The sequence below is a fragment of the Pasteurella sp. WM03 genome, assembly GCF_004570945.1.
Lineage (GTDB): Bacteria > Pseudomonadota > Gammaproteobacteria > Enterobacterales > Pasteurellaceae > Rodentibacter.
Window position 1 is genome coordinate 197,602 of sequence record NZ_SPPO01000003.1, and the last position, 23,841, is coordinate 221,442.

30 protein-coding genes and 1 pseudogene are annotated in these 23,841 nt (G+C 39.8%); 21 read left to right on the plus strand and 10 right to left on the minus strand.

Annotation, left to right across the window (positions count from 1 at the left end):
• Both xylG and xylF read right to left on the minus strand, forming a co-directional pair.
• Complete coding sequence (gene xylG, locus E4T92_RS04895) at positions 1-1,512, minus strand: D-xylose ABC transporter ATP-binding protein (RefSeq protein WP_135093667.1); 1,512 nt, start codon at positions 1,510-1,512, stop codon at positions 1-3.
• A 45-nt stretch (positions 1,513-1,557) separates the two neighbouring features.
• Positions 1,558-2,556 carry a D-xylose ABC transporter substrate-binding protein gene (gene xylF / locus E4T92_RS04900; protein ID WP_135093668.1) on the minus strand — a complete coding sequence of 333 codons (999 nt, stop codon included), beginning with the start codon at positions 2,554-2,556 and terminating at the stop codon, positions 1,558-1,560.
• 238 nt (positions 2,557-2,794) lie between these two features.
• Between xylF and xylA the strand changes: the two genes are divergently transcribed.
• Both xylA and xylB read left to right on the plus strand, forming a co-directional pair.
• Positions 2,795-4,114, plus strand: a complete 1,320-nt coding sequence (gene xylA / locus E4T92_RS04905) for a xylose isomerase (protein WP_135093669.1) — start codon at positions 2,795-2,797, stop codon at positions 4,112-4,114.
• Positions 4,115-4,170: 56 nt separating this feature from the next.
• On the plus strand, positions 4,171-5,652 hold the full coding sequence (gene xylB / locus E4T92_RS04910; RefSeq protein WP_135093710.1) for a xylulokinase: 1,482 nt from the start codon (positions 4,171-4,173) through the stop codon (positions 5,650-5,652).
• Positions 5,653-5,679: 27 nt separating this feature from the next.
• Here the strand turns inward: xylB and trmL are convergent, their stop codons facing one another.
• Positions 5,680-6,159, minus strand: a complete 480-nt coding sequence (gene trmL, locus E4T92_RS04915) for a tRNA (uridine(34)/cytosine(34)/5-carboxymethylaminomethyluridine(34)-2'-O)-methyltransferase TrmL (protein ID WP_135093670.1) — start codon at positions 6,157-6,159, stop codon at positions 5,680-5,682.
• Between the two features lie 8 nt (positions 6,160-6,167).
• Positions 6,168-6,749 (minus strand): 16S rRNA (guanine(966)-N(2))-methyltransferase RsmD, encoded by a 582-nt coding sequence (gene rsmD, locus E4T92_RS04920; protein WP_135093671.1) that lies wholly within the window; start codon positions 6,747-6,749, stop codon positions 6,168-6,170.
• A gap of 97 nt (positions 6,750-6,846) precedes the next feature.
• Here rsmD and ftsY point away from each other — a divergent pair, with 97 nt between their 5' ends.
• The 16 genes from ftsY to E4T92_RS05000 all read left to right on the plus strand — a co-directional run bounded on the left by ftsY (position 6,847) and on the right by E4T92_RS05000 (position 16,226).
• The gene (gene ftsY, locus E4T92_RS04925; RefSeq protein ID WP_167754014.1) at positions 6,847-8,154 is read left to right on the plus strand and encodes a signal recognition particle-docking protein FtsY; all 1,308 of its coding nucleotides are present in this window, start codon (positions 6,847-6,849) and stop codon (positions 8,152-8,154) included.
• 9 nt (positions 8,155-8,163) lie between these two features.
• The gene (gene ftsE, locus E4T92_RS04930) at positions 8,164-8,820 is read left to right on the plus strand and encodes a cell division ATP-binding protein FtsE (protein ID WP_077494150.1); all 657 of its coding nucleotides are present in this window, start codon (positions 8,164-8,166) and stop codon (positions 8,818-8,820) included.
• 9 nt (positions 8,821-8,829) lie between these two features.
• The gene (ftsX, locus tag E4T92_RS04935; RefSeq protein WP_135093673.1) at positions 8,830-9,762 is read left to right on the plus strand and encodes a permease-like cell division protein FtsX; all 933 of its coding nucleotides are present in this window, start codon (positions 8,830-8,832) and stop codon (positions 9,760-9,762) included.
• Positions 9,763-10,083: 321 nt separating this feature from the next.
• Positions 10,084-10,395, plus strand: coding sequence for a 30S ribosomal protein S10 (rpsJ, locus tag E4T92_RS04940; RefSeq protein ID WP_001181005.1), 312 nt, complete (start codon positions 10,084-10,086; stop codon positions 10,393-10,395).
• A 16-nt stretch (positions 10,396-10,411) separates the two neighbouring features.
• Positions 10,412-11,038, plus strand: a complete 627-nt coding sequence (gene rplC / locus E4T92_RS04945; protein WP_018356226.1) for a 50S ribosomal protein L3 — start codon at positions 10,412-10,414, stop codon at positions 11,036-11,038.
• Between the two features lie 15 nt (positions 11,039-11,053).
• Positions 11,054-11,656, plus strand: coding sequence for a 50S ribosomal protein L4 (gene rplD / locus E4T92_RS04950; RefSeq protein WP_077436054.1), 603 nt, complete (start codon positions 11,054-11,056; stop codon positions 11,654-11,656).
• A complete protein-coding gene (gene rplW, locus E4T92_RS04955; RefSeq protein WP_018356228.1) occupies positions 11,653-11,952 on the plus strand; it encodes a 50S ribosomal protein L23 in 300 nt (99 codons plus the stop codon). Before rplD ends, rplW begins: the two co-directional genes overlap by 4 nt.
• A 17-nt stretch (positions 11,953-11,969) precedes the next feature.
• A complete protein-coding gene (rplB, locus tag E4T92_RS04960) occupies positions 11,970-12,791 on the plus strand; it encodes a 50S ribosomal protein L2 (protein WP_077426744.1) in 822 nt (273 codons plus the stop codon).
• Positions 12,792-12,816: 25 nt separating this feature from the next.
• Complete coding sequence (rpsS, locus tag E4T92_RS04965; RefSeq protein ID WP_005539416.1) at positions 12,817-13,092, plus strand: 30S ribosomal protein S19; 276 nt, start codon at positions 12,817-12,819, stop codon at positions 13,090-13,092.
• An 11-nt stretch (positions 13,093-13,103) separates the two neighbouring features.
• Positions 13,104-13,436, plus strand: a complete 333-nt coding sequence (gene rplV / locus E4T92_RS04970; RefSeq protein ID WP_018356230.1) for a 50S ribosomal protein L22 — start codon at positions 13,104-13,106, stop codon at positions 13,434-13,436.
• A gap of 17 nt (positions 13,437-13,453) precedes the next feature.
• Positions 13,454-14,161, plus strand: a complete 708-nt coding sequence (gene rpsC / locus E4T92_RS04975) for a 30S ribosomal protein S3 (RefSeq protein WP_077542566.1) — start codon at positions 13,454-13,456, stop codon at positions 14,159-14,161.
• A gap of 13 nt (positions 14,162-14,174) precedes the next feature.
• Positions 14,175-14,585, plus strand: a complete 411-nt coding sequence (gene rplP / locus E4T92_RS04980) for a 50S ribosomal protein L16 (protein ID WP_018356232.1) — start codon at positions 14,175-14,177, stop codon at positions 14,583-14,585.
• Positions 14,585-14,776: a 50S ribosomal protein L29 gene (gene rpmC, locus E4T92_RS04985; RefSeq protein WP_018356233.1), complete on the plus strand. Its 192-nt coding sequence runs from the start codon at positions 14,585-14,587 to the stop codon at positions 14,774-14,776. The genes rplP and rpmC overlap by 1 nt, the downstream gene beginning before the upstream one ends.
• Complete coding sequence (gene rpsQ / locus E4T92_RS04990; protein WP_005625886.1) at positions 14,776-15,033, plus strand: 30S ribosomal protein S17; 258 nt, start codon at positions 14,776-14,778, stop codon at positions 15,031-15,033. Before rpmC ends, rpsQ begins: the two co-directional genes overlap by 1 nt.
• A 308-nt stretch (positions 15,034-15,341) precedes the next feature.
• Positions 15,342-15,872, plus strand: a complete 531-nt coding sequence (locus tag E4T92_RS04995; protein WP_077658350.1) for a helix-turn-helix domain-containing protein — start codon at positions 15,342-15,344, stop codon at positions 15,870-15,872.
• A 108-nt stretch (positions 15,873-15,980) separates the two neighbouring features.
• Positions 15,981-16,226: a S24 family peptidase gene (locus E4T92_RS05000; protein WP_228063553.1), complete on the plus strand. Its 246-nt coding sequence runs from the start codon at positions 15,981-15,983 to the stop codon at positions 16,224-16,226.
• A gap of 104 nt (positions 16,227-16,330) precedes the next feature.
• Here E4T92_RS05000 and E4T92_RS11065 read toward each other — a convergent pair whose 3' ends face one another.
• Positions 16,331-16,495, minus strand: coding sequence for a hypothetical protein (locus tag E4T92_RS11065; protein WP_167754009.1), 165 nt, complete (start codon positions 16,493-16,495; stop codon positions 16,331-16,333).
• Positions 16,496-16,515: 20 nt separating this feature from the next.
• On the opposite strand from E4T92_RS11065, the pseudogene E4T92_RS11210 reads away from it, so the two are divergent.
• Positions 16,516-16,736, plus strand: a pseudogene (locus E4T92_RS11210) (IS200/IS605 family transposase); the annotation flags it as partial.
• Between the two features lie 134 nt (positions 16,737-16,870).
• On the opposite strand, the gene tpiA reads toward E4T92_RS11210, so the two are convergent.
• Positions 16,871-17,641 carry a triose-phosphate isomerase gene (gene tpiA, locus E4T92_RS05005; RefSeq protein ID WP_135093674.1) on the minus strand — a complete coding sequence of 257 codons (771 nt, stop codon included), beginning with the start codon at positions 17,639-17,641 and terminating at the stop codon, positions 16,871-16,873.
• Positions 17,642-17,814: 173 nt separating this feature from the next.
• Here tpiA and E4T92_RS05010 point away from each other — a divergent pair, with 173 nt between their 5' ends.
• Together E4T92_RS05010 and xerC are read left to right on the plus strand one after the other, a co-directional pair.
• Positions 17,815-18,249: a GNAT family N-acetyltransferase gene (locus tag E4T92_RS05010; protein WP_135093675.1), complete on the plus strand. Its 435-nt coding sequence runs from the start codon at positions 17,815-17,817 to the stop codon at positions 18,247-18,249.
• Positions 18,249-19,139 (plus strand): tyrosine recombinase XerC, encoded by an 891-nt coding sequence (gene xerC / locus E4T92_RS05015; protein ID WP_135093711.1) that lies wholly within the window; start codon positions 18,249-18,251, stop codon positions 19,137-19,139. Before E4T92_RS05010 ends, xerC begins: the two co-directional genes overlap by 1 nt.
• A gap of 154 nt (positions 19,140-19,293) precedes the next feature.
• On the opposite strand, the gene galU is transcribed toward xerC, so the two are convergent.
• The 4 genes from galU to uspA all read right to left on the minus strand — a co-directional run bounded on the left by galU (position 19,294) and on the right by uspA (position 23,788).
• A complete protein-coding gene (galU, locus tag E4T92_RS05020) occupies positions 19,294-20,181 on the minus strand; it encodes a UTP--glucose-1-phosphate uridylyltransferase GalU (RefSeq protein ID WP_135093676.1) in 888 nt (295 codons plus the stop codon).
• Between the two features lie 30 nt (positions 20,182-20,211).
• Positions 20,212-20,403 carry a carbon storage regulator CsrA gene (gene csrA / locus E4T92_RS05025; protein WP_077414339.1) on the minus strand — a complete coding sequence of 64 codons (192 nt, stop codon included), beginning with the start codon at positions 20,401-20,403 and terminating at the stop codon, positions 20,212-20,214.
• Between the two features lie 81 nt (positions 20,404-20,484).
• Positions 20,485-23,109, minus strand: coding sequence for an alanine--tRNA ligase (alaS, locus tag E4T92_RS05030; RefSeq protein WP_135093712.1), 2,625 nt, complete (start codon positions 23,107-23,109; stop codon positions 20,485-20,487).
• Positions 23,110-23,362: 253 nt separating this feature from the next.
• Complete coding sequence (gene uspA, locus E4T92_RS05035; protein WP_077542573.1) at positions 23,363-23,788, minus strand: universal stress protein UspA; 426 nt, start codon at positions 23,786-23,788, stop codon at positions 23,363-23,365.
• Between the last annotated feature and the right edge of the window lie 53 nt (positions 23,789-23,841).

A 23,841-nucleotide genomic window follows, 5' to 3' on the forward strand; every position in this document is an offset into this window, starting at 1 on the left:
TTACTCCTTAAGTGCAGTTTCCATAACTTGTTCTTGGGTAAGACCGTTATTAATCAGGCTGGCTTTGAGTTTACCTTGGTGCATTACGAGAACTCGGTCACTAATGCCCAACACTTCAGGCAATTCGGAGGAAATAACAATAATAGCCATCCCTTCTTTAGCTAATTGGTTGATTAATTTATAAATTTCATATTTTGCACCAACATCAATTCCTCGTGTCGGCTCGTCTAAAATAAGAATTTTAGGATTGAGTAATAAGCATTTTGCCAGAATGGCTTTTTGTTGGTTTCCACCACTTAGCCGTCCGATAGGAAGTTCAGGTGATGAGGTTTTTACTTTTAATTGTTTAATTGCAGAATCAATAACTTGTTGTTCTTTTGCTTCATTGATGACTGTTCTGCCAAAGCAATATTGTTTTAAGGAAGAAAGCGTAATATTTTTACCTACTCCCATAATGGAGACAATGCCGTGTTTTTTACGATCCTCCGGTACCATCATAATTTTGTGTTCAATCGACTGAGTACAATTTTTGATGTGTACTTGTTTTTGATCGATAAAAATCTTTCCTTCATATTTACCTTGATAAGAGCCGAATAAGCATTGTACCATTTCGGTTCGACCGGAACCGACAAGTCCGGCAACACCGAGAATTTCACCGGAATGAAGGTTAAAACTCACATTGTTCACTCGTTTAATATGTGTATTGATAGGGTGCCAAGCAGAAAGATTTTCAACACGTAAAATCTCATCTTTAATTTCGTGAGGTTCATGAGGGTAGAGGGAAGTGATTTCCCTTCCCACCATCATGGTGATAATGTCATCTTCACTCATTGTGTCGACATCTTTCGTTCCGATATGTTCACCATCTCGAATGACACAGATTTTGTCAGAAATTTCTTTTACTTCATTTAACTTATGAGAAATATAGATACAGGCAATATTATGTGCTTTTAAATCTTTAACGAGCGTTAATAGAATGGCGGTTTCTTTTTCGGTTAATGAGGCGGTAGGTTCATCAAGAATTAATAATCTCACTTGTTTGTTTAGTGCTTTTGCAATTTCAACCAATTGCTGTTGACCAAGTCCTAATTCCCCCACACGGGTATTAGGATCAATATCTAATTGGACTTGTTGCAGTAATGTTTTACAGCGCAGATACATTTCATTATCTGCGGTGATACATTTATGTGTCACTTCGTTACCCAAGAAGATATTTTCTAACACTGACATATTCTTAACCAGAGTGAGTTCCTGATGGATAATGGAAATGCCTTTTTCCTCAGTCTCCTTGATATTTTTGGCTTTTAATTCACTTTCTGAAAAATAAATATTGCCACTGTAATCGCCATAAGGATAAATACCGCAAAGCACTTTCATTAGTGTGGATTTCCCTGAACCATTTTCACCACATAAGGATAGGATTTCCCCGGCTTCAAGCTCAATGGAAATATTGCGAAGTGCAGTCACATCACCAAATTTTTTTGTGATGTTTCTCATTTCTAACAATGCCATAGCTATACTCCCTAAAATGGAGGGGAAGACTATTCCCCTTTAAGCTTATTGATAAATGCTTTCTTTTGTGTGGAAACCGTCTTGAATGATGGTTTCATCAAGGTTGGATTTATCAACGGCAATCGGGTCAAGTAAATAGGCAGGGACATTTTTTAGCCCATTATTCAGTTCTGCATTAGATTCAACTTTTTCGTTTTTACCTAGCTGTACTGCGATTTGAGCCGCTTTATCTGCGAGTTTTGTAATAGGTTTATAAACGGTCATGGTTTGTGAGCTGCTGACGATGCGTTTAATTGCGGCTAAATCCGCATCTTGACCTGAAATAGCCACTTTACCCGATAATCCTTGCGCGCTTAATGCTTGAATCGCCCCGCCGGCAGTCGCATCATTTGAAGCAACAACGGCATCAATATTGTTTTTATTGGCAGTGAGTGCATTTTCCATAATTTGTAATGCTTTTTCGGCGAGCCAAGAATCTACCCACTGATCGCCAACCACTTTGATTTTCCCCGTTTTAATTAAAGGATCTAAGACTTTCATTTGCCCTTTTCTAAATAATTTTGCATTGTTATCGACCGGTGAGCCGCCCATTAAGAAATAATTACCTTCCGGTTTTACCGCAACAACGCTTTTCGCCTGTAATTCCCCGACTTTTTCATTATCAAAAGAAACATAAAAATCCAATTCAGCATTATTAATTAAACGGTCATAAGCCAATACTTTAATTCCCTCTTTTTTCGCTTCGGCGATAACATTGCTCAAGACTTCACCGTTGTGCGGAATAATCACTAAAACATCAATATCTTTATTGATCATATTTTCAATTTGAGAGATTTGTGCCGAATCATCACCGTTTGCGGATTGTACGAAAACTTTTGCGCCCATAGATTCCGCTTTTTTGACGAAAATATCGCGATCTTTTTGCCATCTTTCTAAACGCAAGTCATCAATAGATAAACCGATTTTAAGATCTTTGGAATAGGCAGAACTACTCAATACCGTTAATGCTGCTGCAAGGGTGAGTAAAGCTGATTTAATTTTCATACTGATACCTCAATAGTTAATTGAATAGAAGGTAGAGCGGTTGCTCCGATGGTTAGTTTTCTTCTTTTAACCCTCTCTTTCAATTATAAAATCTTTCACTATTATTACGTTTTTTCACAATTGTGATCTATGCCACAATTGCAAATTATCGCCATTGGAAAACAAAATAACGTAATTGATGAATAAGGTGTTTTTCATAAAAATACAGGAAATTTCATCATTCAAAGAGGAAAATCCTATGGCAAACTACTTCGATAAAATTGAAAAAGTCACCTTTGAAGGGGTAGATTCAACCAATCCTTTTGCCTTTAAACATTATGATGCGAATCAGATCATTTTAGGCAAAACGATGTCGGAACATCTGCGCTTAGCCGTGTGCTATTGGCATACTTTTTGTTGGAATGGGAATGATATGTTTGGACAAGGCTCGTTTGAACGGAACTGGCAAAAACATACCGATGCCCTTGCCGGAGCAGAACAAAAAGCAGAGATTGCCTTTGAGTTTTTCAGTAAATTGGGCGTACCTTATTATTGTTTTCATGATGTGGATGTCGCACCGGAAGGCAATTCTGCAAAAGAATATTTACAAAATTTCCATCATGTCGTGGATATTTTAGAACGCAAACAAGCGGAAAACGGTGTAAAACTGCTATGGGGAACAGCAAATTGTTTTACCCATCCGCGTTATATGTCCGGTGCCTCGACCAATCCGAATCCCGAAGTCTTTGCATGGGCGGTGATGCAGGTATTCAATGCAATGAATGCCACAAAACGCTTAGGAGGGGAAAACTATGTATTGTGGGGCGGGCGTGAAGGCTATGAAACCTTGCTTAACACGGATCTTAAACGTGAGCGTGAACAACTCGGTCGTTTTATGCAAATGGTGGTGGAACATAAGTATAAAATTGGTTTCAACGGCACGTTATTGATTGAGCCGAAACCGCAAGAACCGACAAAACATCAATATGATTATGATGTGGCAACCGTTTATGGTTTCCTAAAACAATTTGGATTGGAAAAAGAAATTAAGGTGAATATTGAAGCTAATCATGCGACACTTGCCGGACACAGTTTCCAACATGAAGTGGCAACCGCTTGTGCATTAGATATTTTCGGTTCTATTGATGCCAACCGTGGCGATCCGCAACTTGGTTGGGATACGGATCAATTCCCGAACAGTGTGGAGGAAAACACCTTAGTGATGTATGAAATTTTGAAACATGGCGGATTTACCACGGGTGGTTTTAATTTTGATGCAAAAATTCGTCGCCAAAGTGCCGATCCTTATGATTTATTTCATGGTCATATTGGGGCAATTGATGTGTTAGCATTATCTTTAAAACGTGCAGCAAAAATGATCGAAGAAGAAACGCTACACAAAATTGTTGAAGCGCGCTATGCCGGTTGGAACGGTGAACTCGGTCAACAAATTTTGCAAGGTCAGCTTTCTTTGGAACAACTTGCCCGGCTTGTTCAAGAAAAAGGATTTGATCCAAAACCGGTATCTGGTCAGCAAGAATATTTAGAAAATATTGTGAATCAAGTCATTTATCGTTAAGGTTTAGTTCAAAAGTGCGGTCATTTTTCACCGCACTTTTTGGTTTGGGAGGCAGTATGTATATCGGCATTGATTGTGGTACGCAGGGCACGAAAGCGATTGTTGTAGATTCTGTACAGAAAAAAGTGATCGGAGTGGGGTATGCCGCGCATGATTTGATTGAACAATCAAACGGACGGCGTGAGCAGCATCCAAGTTGGTGGCTTGACGCATTCAACCAAGCATTAAGCATGGCGTTAAAACAGGCGCAAACTTTACCACACTTTTCGCCACGTTTAGTGAAAGGCATTGGGATTTCTGGTCAGCAACACGGTTTAGTTTTGTTGGACGAGGTCGATCAACCTTTATACAACGCAAAACTTTGGTGTGATACGGAAACGGCAGATGAAAATGCCGCGTTGATTGAGCGTCTTGGAGGCGAAGAGAAAGCATTTCATCAACTCGGTATTATGTGCCAAACAGGCTATACTGCCTCTAAATTGTGTTGGTTTCGCCAGCATTATCCGCCACTTTTTGGACGAATCCGAAAAATTATGTTACCTCACGATTATCTTAATTATTGGCTTACCGGTAATTTTTGTACGGAGTTTGGTGATGCTTCCGGTACCGGTTATTTTGATATTGTAAAACGGCAATGGAATCCAACCGTATTTGCACAAATTGCACCGGAATTAAATATGGAGGAGGTATTGCCAACCTTGCTTTCTGCTGAAACAAAACTTGGTATGATAAAACCTGACATTGCGGCTCAATTCGGTTTTAACGAATATGTCGTGGTTTCTACTGGCGGTGGCGATAATATGATGGGTGCAATAGGCACAGGAAATATCTGTGAGGGCATTGCCACGATGAGTCTTGGTACATCCGGCACCCTCTATGCTTACACACATAAACCGTTGCAGGATTTACCTCCGATGATTGCTAATTTTTGTTCGAGTAATAATGGTTGGTTGCCGCTCATCTGTGTGATGAATATGACGTCATCAAATAAACAGGTGATGAATTTGCTTAATATTGATGTGGAGGAATTTAATCATCTTGCACAACAAGCACCGATTGGATCGGAAGGGGTGACAATTTTGCCATTTTTCAACGGTGAGCGTGTCCCGCCTTTACCGAATGAAAAAGCCCGTATTTTAGGTTTAGATTCAAGTAATTTCACCCAAGCCAATCTTTGCCGTGCCATGATGGAAAGTGCAACTTTTACCTTGCGTTACGGGTTGGATCTTTTCCGACAAGCTGGGTTGGCAACGTCACAAATTCGTTTGATCGGCGGAGGGTCGAAAAGTGTACTTTGGCGACAAATAATAGCCGATGTGATGAACACAGAAGTGGTGTGTTTGTTGGAAGACGAAGCGGCAGCGCTTGGAGGAGCAATTCAAGCCATGTGGGCAAATGGCGAAGGTGAGTTAGACGTATTATGTGAAGCATTTGTGCATTTAGACCCGGATTCAAGATGTTTCCCGCATCAAGAAAACGTTGAATCCTATGAAAGGGTTTACCAACGTTATCTTGCCTATCTTCATTCTCTTCATTAAAAAAGGTGGGCTACCCCACCTTTCGTTTTATTTATTAGAAAAATTGACCGCACTTTCATAGCCTAACTGTCGCCAAGCTTCATACACGGTAACCGCCACGGAATTGGATAAATTCATACTGCGGCTGTTGGCGGTCATCGGGATTCGGATTTTCTGTTCCATCGGTAGGCTGTCTAAAATCGACATCGGGATACCGCGGGTTTCGGGGCCGAACATTAAATAATCGCCCAACTCGAATTTCACTTGGCTGTGAGCCGGAGATCCTTTGGTTGTGAGGGCAAACAATCGTTTTGGTTTTTCGCTTTCCAAAAATGCCTCAAAAGTTTTATGACGTTTAATAAGGGCAAATTCGTGATAGTCCAAGCCCGAACGGCGCAATCGTTTATCATCCCAAGTGAAGCCAAGAGGCTCGATTAAATGCAGGCGAAATCCGGTGTTGGCACAAAGGCGGATGATATTGCCGGTGTTTTGGGGGATTTCCGGCTCGTATAAAACAATGTCTAACATAATTTTTCTCAGTTTTGATATAAACGATAACTCACCATTCCGGTGGTTTTCTCTTTTAATAATGTCCAATTTTCAGGTGTGTTGAGGTGATTTTGTTTTTCCGTTTCCACATAAATGAGGGCGTTCGGATGTAGCCAGTTATTTTCAGCAAGCAGTCGAATCGCTTGCTCTGCCAAGCCAAAATGAAAAGGTGGATCGAGAAAAACCACATCAAAGTGCGGTTGATTTTGCGATTGTTTTAAAAAATCCAAACAACTTTGATTGAGTACTTGAGCCTGTTCTACTGTACATTTTAGCGTTTGCAGGTTTCTTTTCAGTTGATGGGCAACGGTTTTGTCTTTTTCTAAAAAGGTCACTTTTTCGGCTTGACGGGAAAGCGCCTCAATCCCCAACGAACCGCTACCGGCAAAACCGTCTAAACATTTTGCATTGTGAATGTAGGGCATTAACCAATTGAATAAGGTTTCTTTTACACGGTCGCCGGTGGGGCGTAATCCCTCCGCATTTAACACCGGCAATTTTCGACCTCGCCAAAGTCCGGCAATAATGCGAACTTCGCCTTTTGGCGATTGTCCTTGTGATTTTTTCATAAAGAAGCGTATTTTTAGTGAAAATTGTGCTTAGTTTAGACGATTTTTTGCTAGAATGAACCACATTTTTATCGGACAGCAGTTAAGAGAACAATTTATGGCAGAAGAAAAGAAAAAAGGCGGATTTTGGGCATCATTATTTGGGCGTAATAAAAAACAAGAAAGCACGCAAATTGAACCCATCATTGAAGAAGAAAAAATCAAGGAAACGGCAGTTGAAACCGAAATTATCGAATCTTCTGTTGAAAAGGTAACGGAACCATTAGATGAGGTGGAACAAGCCGAAATAGAAGAAAAAAACTCAGAAATTTCAACCACACTTGAGCAGCCTGATACGATTATTGAACCTGAAAATGTAGAAGAAAATCACACCGTTGAAGGGATAGAAATTGATGCCGATATTATCGAAGAAGTTAAACAAGAATTTCATTCCGAAACACAAGCGGAAGTGCAAAGTGAACCCCGTGAAAAACCAAGCGAAGGCGGTTTTTTCAGCCGTTTAGTGAAAGGCTTACTCAAAACCAAGCAAAATATCGGTGCCGGTTTTCTCAGTTTTTTCTTAGGCAAAAAAATTGATGATGAATTATTTGAGGAATTGGAAGAGCAGTTGCTAATTGCCGATATTGGTGTGCCAACAACCTCTAAAATCATTAAAAACCTCACTGAACACGCAAGTCGCAAACAATTACAAGATGCGGAGTTGCTTTATCAACAACTCAAACTTGAAATGGCGGCAATTCTTGAACCGGTAGCTCAACCCTTAGTCATTGATAGCACGAAAAAACCTTATGTGATTTTAATGGTCGGGGTGAACGGTGTAGGAAAAACCACCACGATTGGCAAACTTGCACGAAAATTCCAAGCGGAAGGTAAATCCGTGATGTTAGCCGCCGGCGATACTTTCCGTGCGGCTGCTGTGGAACAGCTGCAAGTGTGGGGCGAGCGAAATAATATTCCGGTTGTCGCACAAAGTACGGGATCGGATTCTGCCTCCGTTATTTTTGATGCGATGCAATCTGCGGCTGCACGCAACATTGATATCTTAATTGCCGATACGGCAGGGCGTTTACAAAATAAAAATAATTTGATGGACGAACTGAAAAAAATCGTTCGGGTGATGAAAAAGTATGATGAAAGCGCACCACATGAAATTATACTCACTTTGGATGCGGGAACCGGTCAAAATGCGATTAGCCAAGCGAAATTGTTTAATGAAGCAGTTGGGTTAACAGGTATTTCTCTCACAAAACTGGATGGCACGGCAAAAGGTGGGGTGATTTTCGCGATTGCCGATCAGTTCCGGTTACCGATTCGTTATATTGGTGTGGGTGAAAAAATTGAAGATTTACGCGAATTTAATGCTAAAGAATTTATTGACGCATTATTTATCCAGGAAGAAGAATAAGGACAGATCGTGATTAAATTCTCTAATGTATCCAAAGCCTATCATGGTGCGACCCAACCAGCGTTACAAGGGCTAAATTTTCATTTACCAGTCGGTAGCATGACCTATCTTGTGGGTCATTCCGGTGCGGGAAAAAGTACCTTGCTTAAATTAATTATGGGCATGGAAAAAGCCAATGCGGGACAAATTTGGTTTAACGGCCATGACATCACTCGTCTGTCAAAGTATGAAATTCCGTTTTTGCGTCGCCAAATCGGTATGGTTCACCAAGATTATCGTTTATTGACGGATCGCAGTGTAGTAGAAAATGTCGCATTACCGCTTATCATTGCCGGCATGCACCCGAAAGATGCGCATTCACGTGCTATGGCCTCTCTTGATCGTGTAGGGTTGCGTAATAAAGCGCATTATTTGCCACCACAAATTTCCGGTGGAGAACAACAACGGGTCGATATTGCTCGTGCGATTGTGCATAAACCGCAACTTTTATTGGCGGATGAACCAACGGGAAATCTCGATGATGAGCTATCATTAGGCATTTTTAATCTTTTTGAAGAATTTAATCGTTTAGGCATGACGGTGTTAATCGCTACCCACGATATTAATTTAATCCAACAAAAACCAAAACCTTGTTTGGTGCTTGAACAAGGCTATTTACGTTATTAAGGAAAAACCATGAGCCGATCAACTGATGCTTCTTTTTTTGTGCAAACGGCTTACACCTTACGCGCGGTGTGGGCGGATTTGTGGCAACGCAAATTCGGTACTTTACTCACTATTTTAGTGATTGCCGTTTCGCTCACCATTCCTACTGTCAGCTATTTAATGTGGAAAAATTTACATTTAGCTACCACGCAATTTTATCCGGAAAGCGAACTCACCATTTATTTACACAAAAATTTAAGTGAAGAAGATGCTAATTTGGTGGTAGAAAAAATTCGTCAACAAAAAGGGGTGGAATCGCTCAATTATGTTTCTCGTCAAGAAAGCTTGAAAGATTTTAAAAGTTGGTCTGGGTTTGGCGAAGAATTGGATATTCTTGATGATAATCCTCTGCCCGCCGTAGTCATGGTGAAACCTACTAAAGAATTTAATGCTTCTGAGAAACGTGAAATACTACGTGCCAGTCTTGATAAAATCAAAGGCGTACAAGAGGTTCGATTAGATAATGATTGGATGGAAAAATTAACCGCACTTTCATGGCTGGTGGCACACGTGGCGATTTTTTGCACCGTATTGATGGCAATCGCCGTCTTCTTAGTGATTGGCAACAGTATTCGTTCCGATGTGTATAGTAGCCGGGCTGATATTGACGTGATGAAATTACTCGGTGCAACCGATCATTTTATCCTTCGTCCTTACCTTTACACCGGTATGATTTATGCCCTGTTGGGTGGTTTTGTTGCTGCCATTTTTAGTAGTTTTATCATTGGCTATTTCACTTCTGCAGTGAAGTATGTCACCGATATTTTCGCCGTACAGTTTGCCCTAAACGGTTTAGCTGTCGGAGAATTGATTTTTCTCTTAGTCAGCTGTTTGATTATGGGATATGTTGGCGCTTGGATCGCCGCTAAAAGACACATTGCGTTGATTGATAAACGAATTTAAGTGTTGATATTGAAAAGTGCGGTCATTTTCCATCTTGTTTTGATTTTGAAACAATTGGAAAAATAACCGCACTTTTTGTATATTTTTGAATAAATACCTTGCAATCCGTTTCGGTTTTATGTAGTATTTGCGGGCTTTCGATATGAGAGCCGTTTAATGTAATCATTTATTAAACGTGCGTAACGATATGTTGCGCTAAACAATGTTTCCGATTTGGAGACTATATAACAGGTAACTTGCACCTCCTTTTCTATGTTGAAGTTAGAATTGTGATTGGTGTTAGTTTTTTTATTAGCTAAATTTTATTGGAGCTCTGGTCTAATGCAGAACCAAAGAATCCGTATCCGCTTAAAAGCGTTCGATCACCGTTTGATCGACCAATCTACTGCGGAGATCGTAGAAACAGCTAAACGTACCGGTGCGCAAGTTCGTGGTCCGATTCCTTTACCAACTCGTAAAGAACGTTTCACCGTGTTGATTTCTCCACACGTGAACAAAGATGCTCGTGACCAATACGAAATTCGTACTCACAAACGTTTAGTAGATATCGTAGAGCCAACAGAAAAAACTGTTGATGCATTAATGCGTTTAGATTTGGCTGCCGGCGTTGACGTGCAGATCAGCCTAGGTTAATTAAGAGGTTATTACAATGATTGGTTTAGTCGGTCGTAAAGTTGGTATGACCCGTATCTTCAATGAAGACGGTGTGTCAGTACCAGTTACCGTTATCGAAATCGAAGCCAACCGCGTAACTCAAGTTAAAACTCTTGAAAACGATGGCTATACTGCAATTCAAGTTACTACTGGTTCTAAAAAAGCGAATCGTGTAACTAAGCCTGAAGCAGGTCATTTCGTGAAAGCAGGTGTTGAAGCTGGTCGCGGTTTATGGGAATTCCGTACTGAAGGTGAAGAATTCACTTTAGGTCAAGAAATCAATGTTGACATCTTTGCAGATGTTAAAAAAGTGGATGTTACCGGTACTTCTAAAGGTAAAGGTTTCCAAGGTGGTGTTAAACGTTGGAATTTCCGTACTCAAGATGCTACCCACGGTAACTCTTTATCACATCGTGTTCTTGGTTCTATTGGTCAAAACCAAACTCCGGGTCGTGTGTTTAAAGGTAAAAAAATGGCAGGACATTTAGGTGCTGAGCGTGTAACCGTTCAATCACTTGAAGTTGTTCGTGTAGATGCTGAGCGTAAATTGCTATTAGTAAAAGGTTCTGTACCTGGTGCTATCAATGGCGATGTTATCGTTAAGCCGGCAGTTAAAGCATAAGTCTAGGAGATAGAGATGGAATTACAAGTTGTAGGTGCAAATGCACTCACTGTTTCTGAAACTACCTTCGGACGTGAGTTTAACGAAGCATTGATCCACCAAGTTGTTGTTGCTTATGCAGCAGGTGCGCGTCAAGGTACTCGTGCTCAAAAAACTCGTGCTGAAGTGTCTGGCTCAGGTAAAAAACCTTGGCGTCAAAAAGGTACAGGTCGTGCTCGTGTTGGTGATATTAAATCTCCAATTTGGCGTTCTGGTGGTACAACCTTTGCGGCAAAACCACAAGATCACAGCCAAAAAGTGAACAAAAAAATGTACCGTGGTGCAATTAAAAGCATTCTTTCTGAATTAGTTCGTCAAGACCGTTTAATGGTTGTTGAAAAATTTGAAATTGATGCACCAAAAACTAAAGTTTTAGTACAAAAATTAAAAGATTTAGCAGTTGAAGATGCGTTAATTATCACAGCGAGTTTAGATGAAAATCTATTCTTAGCCGCACGTAACTTATATAAAGTTGACGTACGTGATGTACAAGGTATCGATCCGGTAAGCTTAATTGCTTTTGATAAAGTGATTGTTACTGTTGATGCTGTGAAACAAATTGAGGAGATTTTAGCATGAGTCAAGAACGTTTGCTGAGCGTGCTTCGTGCACCGCATATCTCTGAAAAAGCAACTAACAATGCTGAAAAATCTAACACTGTTGTACTTAAAGTTGCTTTAGATGCGAACAAAGCTGAAATTGCTGCTGCTGTTGCTCAATTATTTGAGGTAAAAGTAGATTCTGTTCGTACTGTGGTTGTTAAAGGTAAAACTAAACGCCGTGGTACTAAAATGGGTCGTCGCAGCGACTGGAAAAAAGCTTATGTAACTTTAGCTGAAGGCCAAAATTTGGACTTCGTGGACAGTGCAGAGTAATCGGAGGAAAATAGAGAATGGCTATCGTAAAATGTAAGCCGACCTCCGCTGGTCGTCGTCACGTTGTTAAAATCGTGAACCCTGAATTACACAAGGGTAAACCTTACGCACCATTACTAGATACTAAATCTAAAACCGGTGGTCGTAACAACTATGGTCGTATTACAACTCGTCACATTGGTGGCGGTCATAAACAACACTACCGTTTAATCGATTTCAAACGTAACAAGTTAGATATCCCAGCGGTTGTTGAGCGCTTAGAATATGATCCAAACCGCTCCGCTAACATCGCTTTAGTGCTTTATAAAGACGGTGAACGTCGTTATATTTTAGCACCGAAAGGCTTGTCAGTAGGCGATCAAATCCAAGCCGGTGTAAATTCACCGATTAAAGTGGGTAATGCGTTACCAATGCGTAATATCCCTGTAGGTTCAACTGTACATAACGTTGAATTAAAACCTGGTAAAGGTGGTCAAATTGCTCGTTCTGCTGGTGCGTATGTACAAATTATCGCACGTGAAGGAAACTATGTGACTTTACGTTTACGCTCAGGCGAAATGCGTAAAGTATTAGCGGAATGTGTTGCGACAATTGGTGAAGTTGGTAACTCAGAACATATGCTTCGCGTATTGGGTAAAGCCGGTGCTAACCGTTGGAGAGGTATTCGCCCGACAGTTCGTGGTACTGCAATGAACCCAGTTGACCACCCACACGGTGGTGGTGAAGGCCGTAACTTTGGTAAACACCCTGTTACTCCATGGGGCGTTCAAACCAAAGGTAAGAAAACTCGTCACAACAAACGTACTGATAAATATATCGTACGTCGTCGTGGCAAATAATAGATTAAATTAAAGAGGATTAGCCATGCCACGTTCTCTCAAGAAAGGTCCTTTCCTTGACCTACACTTGTTGAAGAAGGTAGAGAAGGCGGTGGAAAGCGGGGATAAAAAACCAATCAAAACTTGGTCCCGTCGTTCAATGATCATTCCATCAATGATCGGATTGACCATCGCAGTCCATAATGGTCGTCAGCACGTTCCAGTTTATGTATCTGATGAAATGATCGGTCATAAATTAGGTGAATTTGCACCGACTCGTACATACCGCGGTCACGCGGCAGATAAGAAAGCTAAGAAATAAGAGGTAAAGAGATGGAAACTATCGCAAAACATCGTTACGCTCGCACTTCTGCCCAAAAAGCTCGCTTAGTTGCCGATTTAATTCGTGGTAAAAAAGTTGCGCAAGCATTAGAAATCTTAACTTTCACAAACAAAAAAGCTGCGTCTTTAGTGAAGAAAGTTTTAGAGTCAGCTATTGCAAACGCAGAGCACAATGATGGTGCAGATATTGATGATCTTAAAGTTGCTAAAATCTTCGTAGATGAAGGTCCTAGCATGAAACGTGTTATGCCACGTGCTAAAGGTCGTGCAGATCGTATTTTAAAACGTACTAGCCACATCACTGTGGTTGTGTCAGATCGTTAATCAGTAGGAGAATAGCAATGGGTCAAAAAGTACATCCACATGGTATTCGCCTAGGTATTGTAAAACCTTGGAGCTCTACTTGGTTCGCGAATACAAAAGACTTCGCTGACAATCTTGAAGGCGATTTCAAAGTACGTCAATTCTTAAATAAAGAATTAGCAAATGCTTCAGTTTCACGTATTACTATTGAGCGTCCGGCTAAAAGTATTCGTGTCACTATTCACACAGCTCGTCCTGGTATCGTAATCGGTAAAAAAGGCGAAGATGTTGAAAAATTACGTAACGCAGTCTCTAAAATTGCTGGCGTTCCGGCTCAAATTAACATCGCTGAAGTGAAAAAACCTGAATTAGATGCGAAATTAGTTGCAGAAAGCATCGCTTCTCAATTAGAACGTCGTGTAATGTTCCGCCGTGCAATGAAACGTGCGGTACAAAGCGCAATGCGTTTAGGTGCGAAAGGTATCAAAGTTGAGGTTAGCGGTCGTTTAGGTGGTGCAGAAATTGCACGTTCAGAATGGTATCGTGAAGGTCGTGTACCTCTCCATACTCTTCGTGCAGACATCGATTATAACACTGCAGAAGCACACACAACTTACGGCGTAATCGGCGTAAAAGTGTGGATCTTCAAAGGTGAAATTCTTGGTGGAATGGCTGCCGTTGCGCAATCAGAACAACAACCTGCCGACAAGCCTAAAAGAGCGCCTCGCGGTAAAGGTCGTAAGTAAGGAGAAACGCTAAATGTTGCAACCAAAACGTACAAAATTCCGTAAAGTTCACAAAGGCCGCAACCGTGGTATCGCAAATGGTACTGAAGTGAGCTTCGGTACTTACGGTTTAAAAGCTGTTGGTCGTTGTCGTTTAACCGCTCGTCAAATCGAAGCGGCACGTCGTGCGATGTCTCGTGCGGTAAAACGTCAAGGTAAAATCTGGATTCGAGTATTCCCAGATAAACCAATTACTGAAAAACCATTAGAAGTCCGTATGGGTAAAGGTAAAGGTAACGTTGAATACTGGGTAGCCTTGATCCAACCGGGTAAAGTGCTTTATGAAATGGATGGTGTGTCTGAAGAAGTGGCAAGAAATGCATTTGCATTAGCTGCGGCGAAATTGCCGGTTAAGACTACCTTCGTAACTAAGACGGTGATGTAATGAAAGCTCAAGATTTACGTACAAAAAGTGTTGAAGAGCTGAATGCTGAATTATTAAACCTTCTAGGTGAACAATTCAAATTGCGTATGCAAACAGCCACCGGTCAGCTTCAACAAACCCATCAGGCTAAACAAGTGCGTCGTGATATTGCACGTGTAAAAACTGTATTAACCGAAAAGGCGGGTGAGTAATGACTGATAAAATTCGTAGCGTACAAGGTAAAGTTGTTAGCGACAAAATGGAAAAATCTTTCGTTGTTGCGATTGAACGTAAGGTAAAACACCCGTTATACGGTAAATTTATCCGTCGTACAACAAAATTACATGTACACGATGAAAACAATGAAGCCAAAGTTGGTGATACTGTAGAGATTCGCGAATGTCGCCCTCTATCAAAAACCAAATCTTGGACATTAGTTCGCGTTGTTGAAAAAGCGGTTATCGCTTAATTCACAAGATATAAGAATAAGGCCAATAGCTTGTAGCTATTGGCTTTTTAATTGTGCAGACTCACTCAATGTCGGCCATATCCAACTATTAAATCCTCCCTAACTATCAGTCTCAGGTTTTATATGCTGTCTAAAAGATAAATCAGCACTTCATCACGAGTTTTCTTTTGCATAAATCACCTTTTTTATGGACTAAAAACACATTTTGAACTAAAATAATGATATTTTTTAATATCAATTCATATAGTTCATTATTATTTGCTGAGTTCATAATATATATGGATTTTATGATTTTCAAGAGGTTTTTTATGAAAAATTTCACAGATGTTGTTAATCGATTAAAAACTGAACTATCCGTAACAATGGATAAAGATGTGGCTGAATTTTTGGGAATGTCAAAAAGTGCTTTTGCAGAAAGAAAGCGTAGAGGAGTGTTTCCAGAAGAGGCTTTAAGATTATCAGAACTTAAACATCCGGATTTAAAGTTGGATATCAATTACATATTATTTGGGGTTAGAGATCCGAATAAAGTTCAACATGAAGAGTTAGTGAATGCAATTAAAACAACTGAGATAGATATGGATGAGTATCCTATAAAAATTTCCCCCTCATTAATTAAGCCTTCCGATGCTGTAAGCCCTGTTTTGCTCACTATGGATGAAATAGATTTATTGGCAAATTTTAGAAGGAGTGATAATCAAGGTAAGCAATTAATATCTAAAACAGCCAAAATGTGTTGCGATTATTTCATCACCAAGATGCGGCTAGCCGAATACACAGAAAAAGAACAGTTGGACTACATAAAACAAAAATCTAAAAAAAGTTATAAAATTTTATAACTAATTAATTTTATTTGTTTTTTTTCGTTCTGTGTACCGTTATAAAAAGTATCTGTAACTACACAGTAAAAAATACCTACTGTGTAGTCCTTTATTGATAGCTACAGTATGTACCCAACATTGAAAGACGGCGAAGAAATTATTGTAGACCGATCAAAACACGAATTAATCGAAGGGAAAATATTCGTACTAAATCACAACAGAGCAATGTTAGTGAAAAAAGTGCAGTTCACTTATAACGGTGTAGAGCTTATCAGCGACAATCCGTCATATCGCCCATTAAAACTGGATACCGAAGAAGCCAACAGCTTAATCATTATCGGGCAAGTAGTGCGTAGCTACCGTGATTTTTAGCTATTACAGCGATTTAAAACCAATAAAAAAGGCTGGATAACCCAGCCTACCATTCACAATTTAAAGCCCCTTAAAACGCATTTTAAAAACTGTTTAAAAACCACCTAAACACCGCCAATTTTTATGCAAATAAAAAACCAATTTCCGCCCATTTTCAACCAATCCCCACCATTTTCATTTTTTGCATAAAATTCCCCACCAAAACCGCCCAATCCCCACCACACAAGCCTCAAGCCAATTTTTTCGACCCAAATTTTTTCTTTATGCAAATATTGTCACTACCCCATAAGCACTAATAATATTCGAAAGACATGGCTAACTTAAAAGAAATCGTCACTTTTGGACAAAAGAATTTTAGTGAGCACAGCTGGTTATGAGTACAGCTAGCTTAAGTAAAAGATGATAGAGGAATATATAAGGAATCAAGAAAAAGAGGATACGATTCAGGATAATCTACCAACGATAATCAAGGAGTGCATTAAATTTCGCAACCCCTTGAGGAAAGCCTAAACCCGCACGTTTTACGTACGGGTTGTTATTTCTAACGTAACAATCGCACAAACTTGTGTTTTATTTACCAAGTAGGGATAGCTACACAGTAGCTCCATATTTTCCTCTTTGTGAGTTTGCTACATAATAATGATTTAATAATTTTTCGCTGCCTCAGCCGCTTTCACGATCACAGCAAATGCAGGCGCTTTAAGAGATGCACCACCTACTAATGCACCATCAATATCTGGTTGGGTAAATAATTCCGCTGCGTTCGCATCATTTACAGAGCCACCATATTGAATGATCACTTGATCAGCCACCGCTTGAGATTTGGTAGCAATATGACCGCGAATAAAGGCATGAACAGATTGTGCCTGTTCAGGAGTAGCCGACTTGCCAGTACCGATTGCCCAAATTGGTTCATAAGCAATCACCGCACCATTAAACGCTTCCACGCCTAATGCATTAATGACGGCATCAATTTGACGAGCACACACTTCTTCAGTTTTACCTGCTTCATTTTCAGCTTCTGATTCACCAATACATAATACAGGGACTAAACCAGCTTCTTTTAATGCGGCAAATTTTTTCGCAATAAACTCGTCGCTTTCTTTGTGATAAGTGCGACGCTCAGAATGACCAATAATAATATATTTTGCGCCAAAATCTTTTAACATTTCCGTTGAAATATCACCAGTAAATGCGCCTTTCACATTCACATCGACATTTTGTGCACCAAGTACAATTTGGCTACCAATTAGAGAGGTTTCAGCTTCCGCTAAATACATTACTGGAGGGGCAATTGCAACATCACAACCGTTCACACCTACTAGCTCTGATTTTAAATTTTCAATCAATTCCTTAGTAAAGCTTTTGTCACCATTCAATTTCCAGTTACCCATGACTAAAGGACGACGTGCCATTTTTATTTCTCCATATTAGTTAATAGACTTGCTTACTATACCAAATTTTCACCTTGATTCTTTGTTCAAAATCACAAATCTTAAAAATTTTTTTCCTGAGTACGTGATTCTTCAATGTGAAAAAGCTACAATTCACTGTATAGTTCAAATAAAAAATAGCCAATTTTATTAATATGAAGATTTTCAAGGCCGAGCAGTGGAATATTGAGGTGCTTTTGCCTCTTTTTGAACATTACCGTCTTAGTAATGGAATGACAGAAAATCCTGACCGCAGTTTAACCTTCCTCACTAATCGCATTCGCTTTAATGAAAGCCTCTTTTTTATTGCCATTAATTCACAAGATGAAGCTGTTGGATTTATTCAACTTTATCCTCGCCTATCATCACTCCAACTACAACGTTACTGGCAACTCACTGATATTTATGTCATTAACAATACTCAGAAAACCGAGATTTATACCGCATTAATTTCCAAAGCCAAAGAATTTGTACTTTATACTCAATCAAATCGCTTAGTCACTGAATTAGAGCCAGCGCAGCATGAGTTACTTGAATACGAAGGCTTTAAATTAAACCCAAAGAAAAGCCTATTTGAGCTGAGTTTATGATGTATACCGAATTACAATCTTACTGGGATTATTTACGTATTGAACGTCAGGTCAGCCCTCATACTCTCTCTAATTACAAACACCAACTAGAGGCTATCGTCACATTGCTTGCCAAGCAAGACATAAATCAATGGGAACATATCACACCGAGTGTAGTACGTTTTATTTTGGCGCAAAGTAAAAAAGAAGGGTTGAAAGAAAAAAGTCTGGCTCTACGTTTATCCGCCCTAAGAATGTTTCTCGGATATTTAGTTCAACAAGGGCAATTAAAAGCAAACCCTGCTATAGGAATCTCTCCCCCTAGACAGGGAAAACATTTACCTAAAAACATTGACGGAGAACAAATTCAGCAGCTACTTGCCAACGATAGCAAAGAGCCTATTGATATTCGTGATCGCGCTATTTTAGAATTAATGTATAGCTCAGGCTTACGCCTGTCTGAACTACAAGGGTTAAACTTAACGAGTATTAATACTCGTACCCGTGAAGTTAGAGTACTTGGGAAGGGCAACAAAGAGCGTATCGTGCCTTTTGGTCGCTACGCCTCTCATGCTATCCAAGAATGGCTCAAAGTGCGGTTACTATTTAATCCAAAAGATGATGCGCTGTTTGTGAGCCAACTGGGAAACCGTATTTCTCATCGCTCTATTCAGAAACGTTTAGAAACTTGGGGAATCCGTCAAGGGTTAAACAACCATTTAACCCCACATAAGCTCCGCCATTCTTTTGCCACACACATGTTGGAAGCAAGCTCAGATCTTCGGGCGGTACAAGAGTTGTTGGGACATAGTAATCTTTCCACTACACAAATTTACACCCACCTTAACTTCCAACGTCTCACCGAAGCTTACGACCAAGCTCACCCCCGAGCAAAACGCAAAAATAAATGAGTCTACCTTTCAAATTATATTTAGCCAGTACTGACACAATATGATATTCATTTTCAGTACGATAAACCCCATTATAATAAATGGGGTTTATATTATTTAATATGGTGTAACAAACCATCCTGTATCAAAAGGAGGACTTACTCCCCTCCTCAATCTACAACCTTTTCGCAAGGTTTTTAATAAATACCTTAAAATCTTCACCTAATTTATTATGACGAATACCGTATTCAACAAATGCTTGCATATAGCCAATTTTGTCACCACAATCAAAAGTATCACCAGTCATATGGAAAGCCTCTACAGTTTCTTTTTCAATGAGCATATCAATCGCATCAGTTAATTGAATTTCATCACCAACCCCTATAGGAGTTCTTTCCAATAAATCCCAAATAGCTGCAGAAAAAACATAACGCCCAACAACTGCAAGGTTTGATGGAGCATTCTCAACTGAAGGCTTTTCAACGATGTTATTAATTTTAATACTTTCACCGCCATGTAAAGCCATACCACCACAATCAGCTACACCATAGTTACTCACGTCCTCTTGAGCGACAGGAACAACCATTATTTGGCTTGCTTGAGTTTCATTGAAACGCTTGATCATGGCTGATAAATTCTCTTTGGATTGATCCGCACTAAAATCAGCAAGTAATACATCGGGTAAGACCACAGCAAAAGGTTCATTTCCCACAATTGGACGCCCACATAGCACTGCATGTCCCAACCCCTTCGCATTACCTTGACGCACGTGCATAATCGTCACATCTTTTGGACAAATAGAGCGCACTTCTTCGAGAAGCTGACGTTTAACACGCTTTTCTAACATCGTCTCAAGCTCAAAAGAGGTATCAAAGTGGTTCTCGATAGCATTCTTTGATGAATGGGTCACAAGCACAATATCTTTAATGCCTGCAGCTACACATTCATTTACCACGTATTGAATCAGAGGTTTATCTACCAACGTGAGCATTTCTTTTGGAATCGCCTTCGTAGCAGGTAACATACGTGTGCCTAAACCGGCAACAGGAATAATCGCTTTCATACTTTACAAATCCGTTAAATTTTTGAATCATCAAGGTGAATCATTTGAAGATTCATCTTGCGTCTGCTTAATTCGTTGGTAAATTTCTTCTCGGTGAACTGATACTTCTTTAGGCGCTTGAACACCGAGCTTTACTTGGTTTCCACGTACACTCAAAACCGTGATAGAAATATCATCTCCAATAAGTACACTTTCGCCAACTTTACGAGTTAAGATTAACATCTTTTATCTCCTTAGTTTGCATTTATTAGATATCCCTATCAATCAAGGAAAGGTTGGCAATCCCACCAACCAAGGCTTGTACTACAGATTTTCGTTTAACCAGTTCTGTGCCACCACTAATGCTTGTGCCACATTTTCCGGTTGGGAGCCGCCTGCCATTGCCATATCCGGGCGACCACCGCCTTTACCACCAACCTGTTGAGCCATAAAATTCACAAGCTCACCAGCTTTAACTTTAGTGGTTAAATCGCTTGTCACGCCAACGACGAGGTTGACTTTTTCATCTAAAACAGATGCAAATACAATAACACCTGAGCCAAGTTGATTTTTGAGGTCATCAACCATGACACGTAGCGATTTTGTTTCAATACCATCTAATTGATGCATAATCACTGAAACATCGTTAATTTTGACCGCACTTTTTACTAAATCCGAACCCGCTTTCATAGCTGCCTTCTCTTTCAGACTTTGCAGTTCTTTCTCAGCTTTCTTCGCTTTATCTTGAAGCTGTTGAATTTTATCCGCAAGGGTATTAACATCTGACTTCAATAATTCTGCACTTTGGTTCAAAATACATTGTTGGTCTAAAATCCAATTTATGGCATTTTCACCGGTTACCGCTTCAATACGGCGAATACCCGCAGCAACAGCAGTTTCAGAGGTAATTTTAAATAAACCGATATCACCGGTTCGTTTTGCATGAATTCCCCCACATAGTTCAATGGAGAAATCTCCCATTGTTAAGACACGAACCTGCTCTGCATACTTCTCACCAAATAATGCCATTGCGCCTTTCGCTTTTGCGGCTTCAATCTCCATAATATCCGTTTGAATCAGGAAATTTTGACGTATTTTTTGGTTTACAAGACGCTCTATTTCCGCAATCTGATCTTTGCTGATTGCTTCTGGGTGTGAAAAATCAAAACGTAATGCTTTTTCTGAAACCAGAGACCCTTTTTGGACAACGTGGGTACCGAGCAATTTGCGTAGTGCAGCATGTAATAAATGTGTTGCAGAATGATTAAGAGAGGTTTGATGACGACGCTCAATATCAACCACTGCATTTACTATTTGACCAACCGTGAGTGTACCTTGTTCCAGCTCACCAATATGACCAAATACCTGGCCATATTTTTGTGTATCTTTTACGTTAAAGGTGATACCTTGTGCCAGTAAATGACCACTATCACCGATTTGACCACCCGATTCAGCATAGAATGGTGTGTTTTCTAGTATCACAACCGCACTTTGCCCAGCGGAAATTTGTTCTACCAATTGCCCCTCATAGAAAAGTGCGGTAATTTTTGCTAAGGATTCCGATTCCGTATAGCCTTCAAATTTAGTTTCACCTTCAACACGAATAACATTGTTGTAATCTACCCCAAATTGACTTGCCGCTTGCGCTCGAGAGCGTTGTACTTCCATTTCTCTCTCAAAACCTTCTTCATCAATAGCAATATTACGTTCACGACAAACATCAGCAGTAAGATCCAATGGGAAACCGTAGGTATCATAAAGTTTGAAAGCAACTTCACCGGAAAGCACGCCGTTATTAACTTCTGCAAGCGCCTCATCCAACAAGGTTAAACCTCGCTCTAATGTACGGGCAAATTGCTCTTCTTCTAAACGCAATAATTTTTCAACATTCGCCTGTTTTTCTTTAACATCTCTACCGGCTTCTGCCATTACGTCAATCAAAGTCGGCACCAGTTTATAGAAAAATGCTTCTTTTGCACCCAGTAAATGACCATGACGTACCGCACGACGAATAATACGGCGCAATACATAACCACGACCTTCATTTGACGGGATTACTCCGTCTGCAATTAAGTAAGCGCAAGAGCGAATATGATCGGCAATAACACGTAAGGATTTATTACTTAAATCTGTTGTTCCGACAATTTCAGCAGCCTTTGCAATTAATGCTTTAAAAATATCAATATCATAATTTGAATTCACATGTTGCAATACGGCAGAAATACGTTCTAACCCCATACCGGTATCTACAGATGGACGAGGCAATTTCTCCATGGTACCGTCTGCCAAGCGATTATATTGCATGAAAACAACATTCCAAATTTCAATATAACGATCGCCATCTTCTTCAGGCGAACCTGGAGGCCCCCCCCAAATATGCTCACCATGATCGTAGAAAATTTCAGTGCATGGTCCACAAGGACCGGTATCTCCCATTGCCCAGAAATTGTCAGATGCATAAGGTGCCCCTTTATTATCACCAATTCGGATAATACGCTCTACCGGCACACCAATTTCTTTATTCCAAATATCATAGGCTTCATTATCCGTTTCATATACGGTAACCCACAATTTTTCTTTAGGTAAACCGAGCCACTGAGGAGAAGTTAAAAACTCCCATGCAAAATTAATAGCATCATGCTTGAAATAATCCCCGAAACTGAAATTACCCAACATTTCAAAGAAAGTATGATGGCGTGCGGTATAACCCACATTTTCTAAGTCATTGTGTTTTCCACCTGCTCGAACGCAACGTTGTGCTGTTGTTGCTCGCGAGTAAGGGCGTTTATCTAAACCAAGGAATACATCTTTAAATTGGTTCATTCCAGCATTGGTAAAAAGCAATGTCGGATCATTTTCAGGAACAAGTGAACTACTCGCCACCACCTGATGTCCCTTACTATGGAAAAAATCAAGGAACGATTGTCTAATTTCCGCTGTTGTTTTCATCACAAACCTGTCGTTACAAATAATTTAAAGTTAAAAACTGAAACGCATTATTCTTGCATACTTTTTGAGTTTAGAGAAAGGCTTTTTAATAGTAATTATCCATCTTTGTTTATTATTTAAACGACCTATTACTTTTTATAAAACATACTTGCATAAAATACTCACTGAAACTTAAAAATAAAACCGCACTTCATCATTCAATCTGAAGAAGTGCGGTTAAAATTTATTTCAGGTTGTTAACAAACAAATACTATTATTCATCACGAAGCGGAACAACTAACATATCAATCTTAACCGTATTCATCACTTGACGTGTTGATGACATTAATTTACTCCAAAAATCTTGATGATGACCTGTTACCAATAAATCAATATCATACTGCTCAATCGCATCCGTCAGTACCTGACGTAAATCACCACTACCACTCAATTTTTCCTGAACCGGATAACTTGCATTTTCTGCGAGGCTTAATAATGCCTTCTGAGTTTCACTTGAAATTCGATCTTGCATAGATGACATATTGACATCAACCAATCCGGTATAAAGATCCGAAAAATTCACATCTACATGGATAATTGAAAGTTTAGCCTCATGGCGCTTGGCAATGCCAACCGCTTTTTTTAGTAAGAAAGCGCTTTCATCGGAAAGATCCACTGCAACTAAAATATGCTTATACATAATCGACTCCTTATCTGATTGGAACTATCTTTCCACATCATAGTAGCACTTCA

What these genes read in the sequence shown, in the direction of transcription:
- xylF (WP_135093668.1), bottom strand. Translation starts at nt 2,556, where the DNA reads ATGAAAATTAAATCAGCTTTACTCACCCTTGCAGCAGCATTAACGGTA.
- rplW (WP_018356228.1), top strand. Translation starts at nt 11,653, where the DNA reads ATGAGTCAAGAACGTTTGCTGAGCGTGCTTCGTGCACCGCATATCTCT.
- ftsX (WP_135093673.1), top strand. Translation starts at nt 8,830, where the DNA reads ATGAGCCGATCAACTGATGCTTCTTTTTTTGTGCAAACGGCTTACACC.
- xylA (WP_135093669.1), top strand. Translation starts at nt 2,795, where the DNA reads ATGGCAAACTACTTCGATAAAATTGAAAAAGTCACCTTTGAAGGGGTA.
- csrA (WP_077414339.1), bottom strand. Translation starts at nt 20,403, where the DNA reads ATGTTAATCTTAACTCGTAAAGTTGGCGAAAGTGTACTTATTGGAGAT.
- rplV (WP_018356230.1), top strand. Translation starts at nt 13,104, where the DNA reads ATGGAAACTATCGCAAAACATCGTTACGCTCGCACTTCTGCCCAAAAA.
- rplD (WP_077436054.1), top strand. Translation starts at nt 11,054, where the DNA reads ATGGAATTACAAGTTGTAGGTGCAAATGCACTCACTGTTTCTGAAACT.
- rplC (WP_018356226.1), top strand. Translation starts at nt 10,412, where the DNA reads ATGATTGGTTTAGTCGGTCGTAAAGTTGGTATGACCCGTATCTTCAAT.
- rplP (WP_018356232.1), top strand. Translation starts at nt 14,175, where the DNA reads ATGTTGCAACCAAAACGTACAAAATTCCGTAAAGTTCACAAAGGCCGC.
- xylB (WP_135093710.1), top strand. Translation starts at nt 4,171, where the DNA reads ATGTATATCGGCATTGATTGTGGTACGCAGGGCACGAAAGCGATTGTT.
- rpsJ (WP_001181005.1), top strand. Translation starts at nt 10,084, where the DNA reads ATGCAGAACCAAAGAATCCGTATCCGCTTAAAAGCGTTCGATCACCGT.
- rpsQ (WP_005625886.1), top strand. Translation starts at nt 14,776, where the DNA reads ATGACTGATAAAATTCGTAGCGTACAAGGTAAAGTTGTTAGCGACAAA.
- trmL (WP_135093670.1), bottom strand. Translation starts at nt 6,159, where the DNA reads ATGTTAGACATTGTTTTATACGAGCCGGAAATCCCCCAAAACACCGGC.
- E4T92_RS05010 (WP_135093675.1), top strand. Translation starts at nt 17,815, where the DNA reads ATGAAGATTTTCAAGGCCGAGCAGTGGAATATTGAGGTGCTTTTGCCT.
- E4T92_RS04995 (WP_077658350.1), top strand. Translation starts at nt 15,342, where the DNA reads ATGAAAAATTTCACAGATGTTGTTAATCGATTAAAAACTGAACTATCC.
- alaS (WP_135093712.1), bottom strand. Translation starts at nt 23,109, where the DNA reads ATGAAAACAACAGCGGAAATTAGACAATCGTTCCTTGATTTTTTCCAT.
- xylG (WP_135093667.1), bottom strand. Translation starts at nt 1,512, where the DNA reads ATGGCATTGTTAGAAATGAGAAACATCACAAAAAAATTTGGTGATGTG.
- ftsY (WP_167754014.1), top strand. Translation starts at nt 6,847, where the DNA reads ATGGCAGAAGAAAAGAAAAAAGGCGGATTTTGGGCATCATTATTTGGG.
- rpsC (WP_077542566.1), top strand. Translation starts at nt 13,454, where the DNA reads ATGGGTCAAAAAGTACATCCACATGGTATTCGCCTAGGTATTGTAAAA.
- rsmD (WP_135093671.1), bottom strand. Translation starts at nt 6,749, where the DNA reads ATGAAAAAATCACAAGGACAATCGCCAAAAGGCGAAGTTCGCATTATT.
- rpsS (WP_005539416.1), top strand. Translation starts at nt 12,817, where the DNA reads ATGCCACGTTCTCTCAAGAAAGGTCCTTTCCTTGACCTACACTTGTTG.
- xerC (WP_135093711.1), top strand. Translation starts at nt 18,249, where the DNA reads ATGTATACCGAATTACAATCTTACTGGGATTATTTACGTATTGAACGT.
- rplB (WP_077426744.1), top strand. Translation starts at nt 11,970, where the DNA reads ATGGCTATCGTAAAATGTAAGCCGACCTCCGCTGGTCGTCGTCACGTT.
- rpmC (WP_018356233.1), top strand. Translation starts at nt 14,585, where the DNA reads ATGAAAGCTCAAGATTTACGTACAAAAAGTGTTGAAGAGCTGAATGCT.
- E4T92_RS05000 (WP_228063553.1), top strand. Translation starts at nt 15,981, where the DNA reads ATGTACCCAACATTGAAAGACGGCGAAGAAATTATTGTAGACCGATCA.
- uspA (WP_077542573.1), bottom strand. Translation starts at nt 23,788, where the DNA reads ATGTATAAGCATATTTTAGTTGCAGTGGATCTTTCCGATGAAAGCGCT.
- tpiA (WP_135093674.1), bottom strand. Translation starts at nt 17,641, where the DNA reads ATGGCACGTCGTCCTTTAGTCATGGGTAACTGGAAATTGAATGGTGAC.
- galU (WP_135093676.1), bottom strand. Translation starts at nt 20,181, where the DNA reads ATGAAAGCGATTATTCCTGTTGCCGGTTTAGGCACACGTATGTTACCT.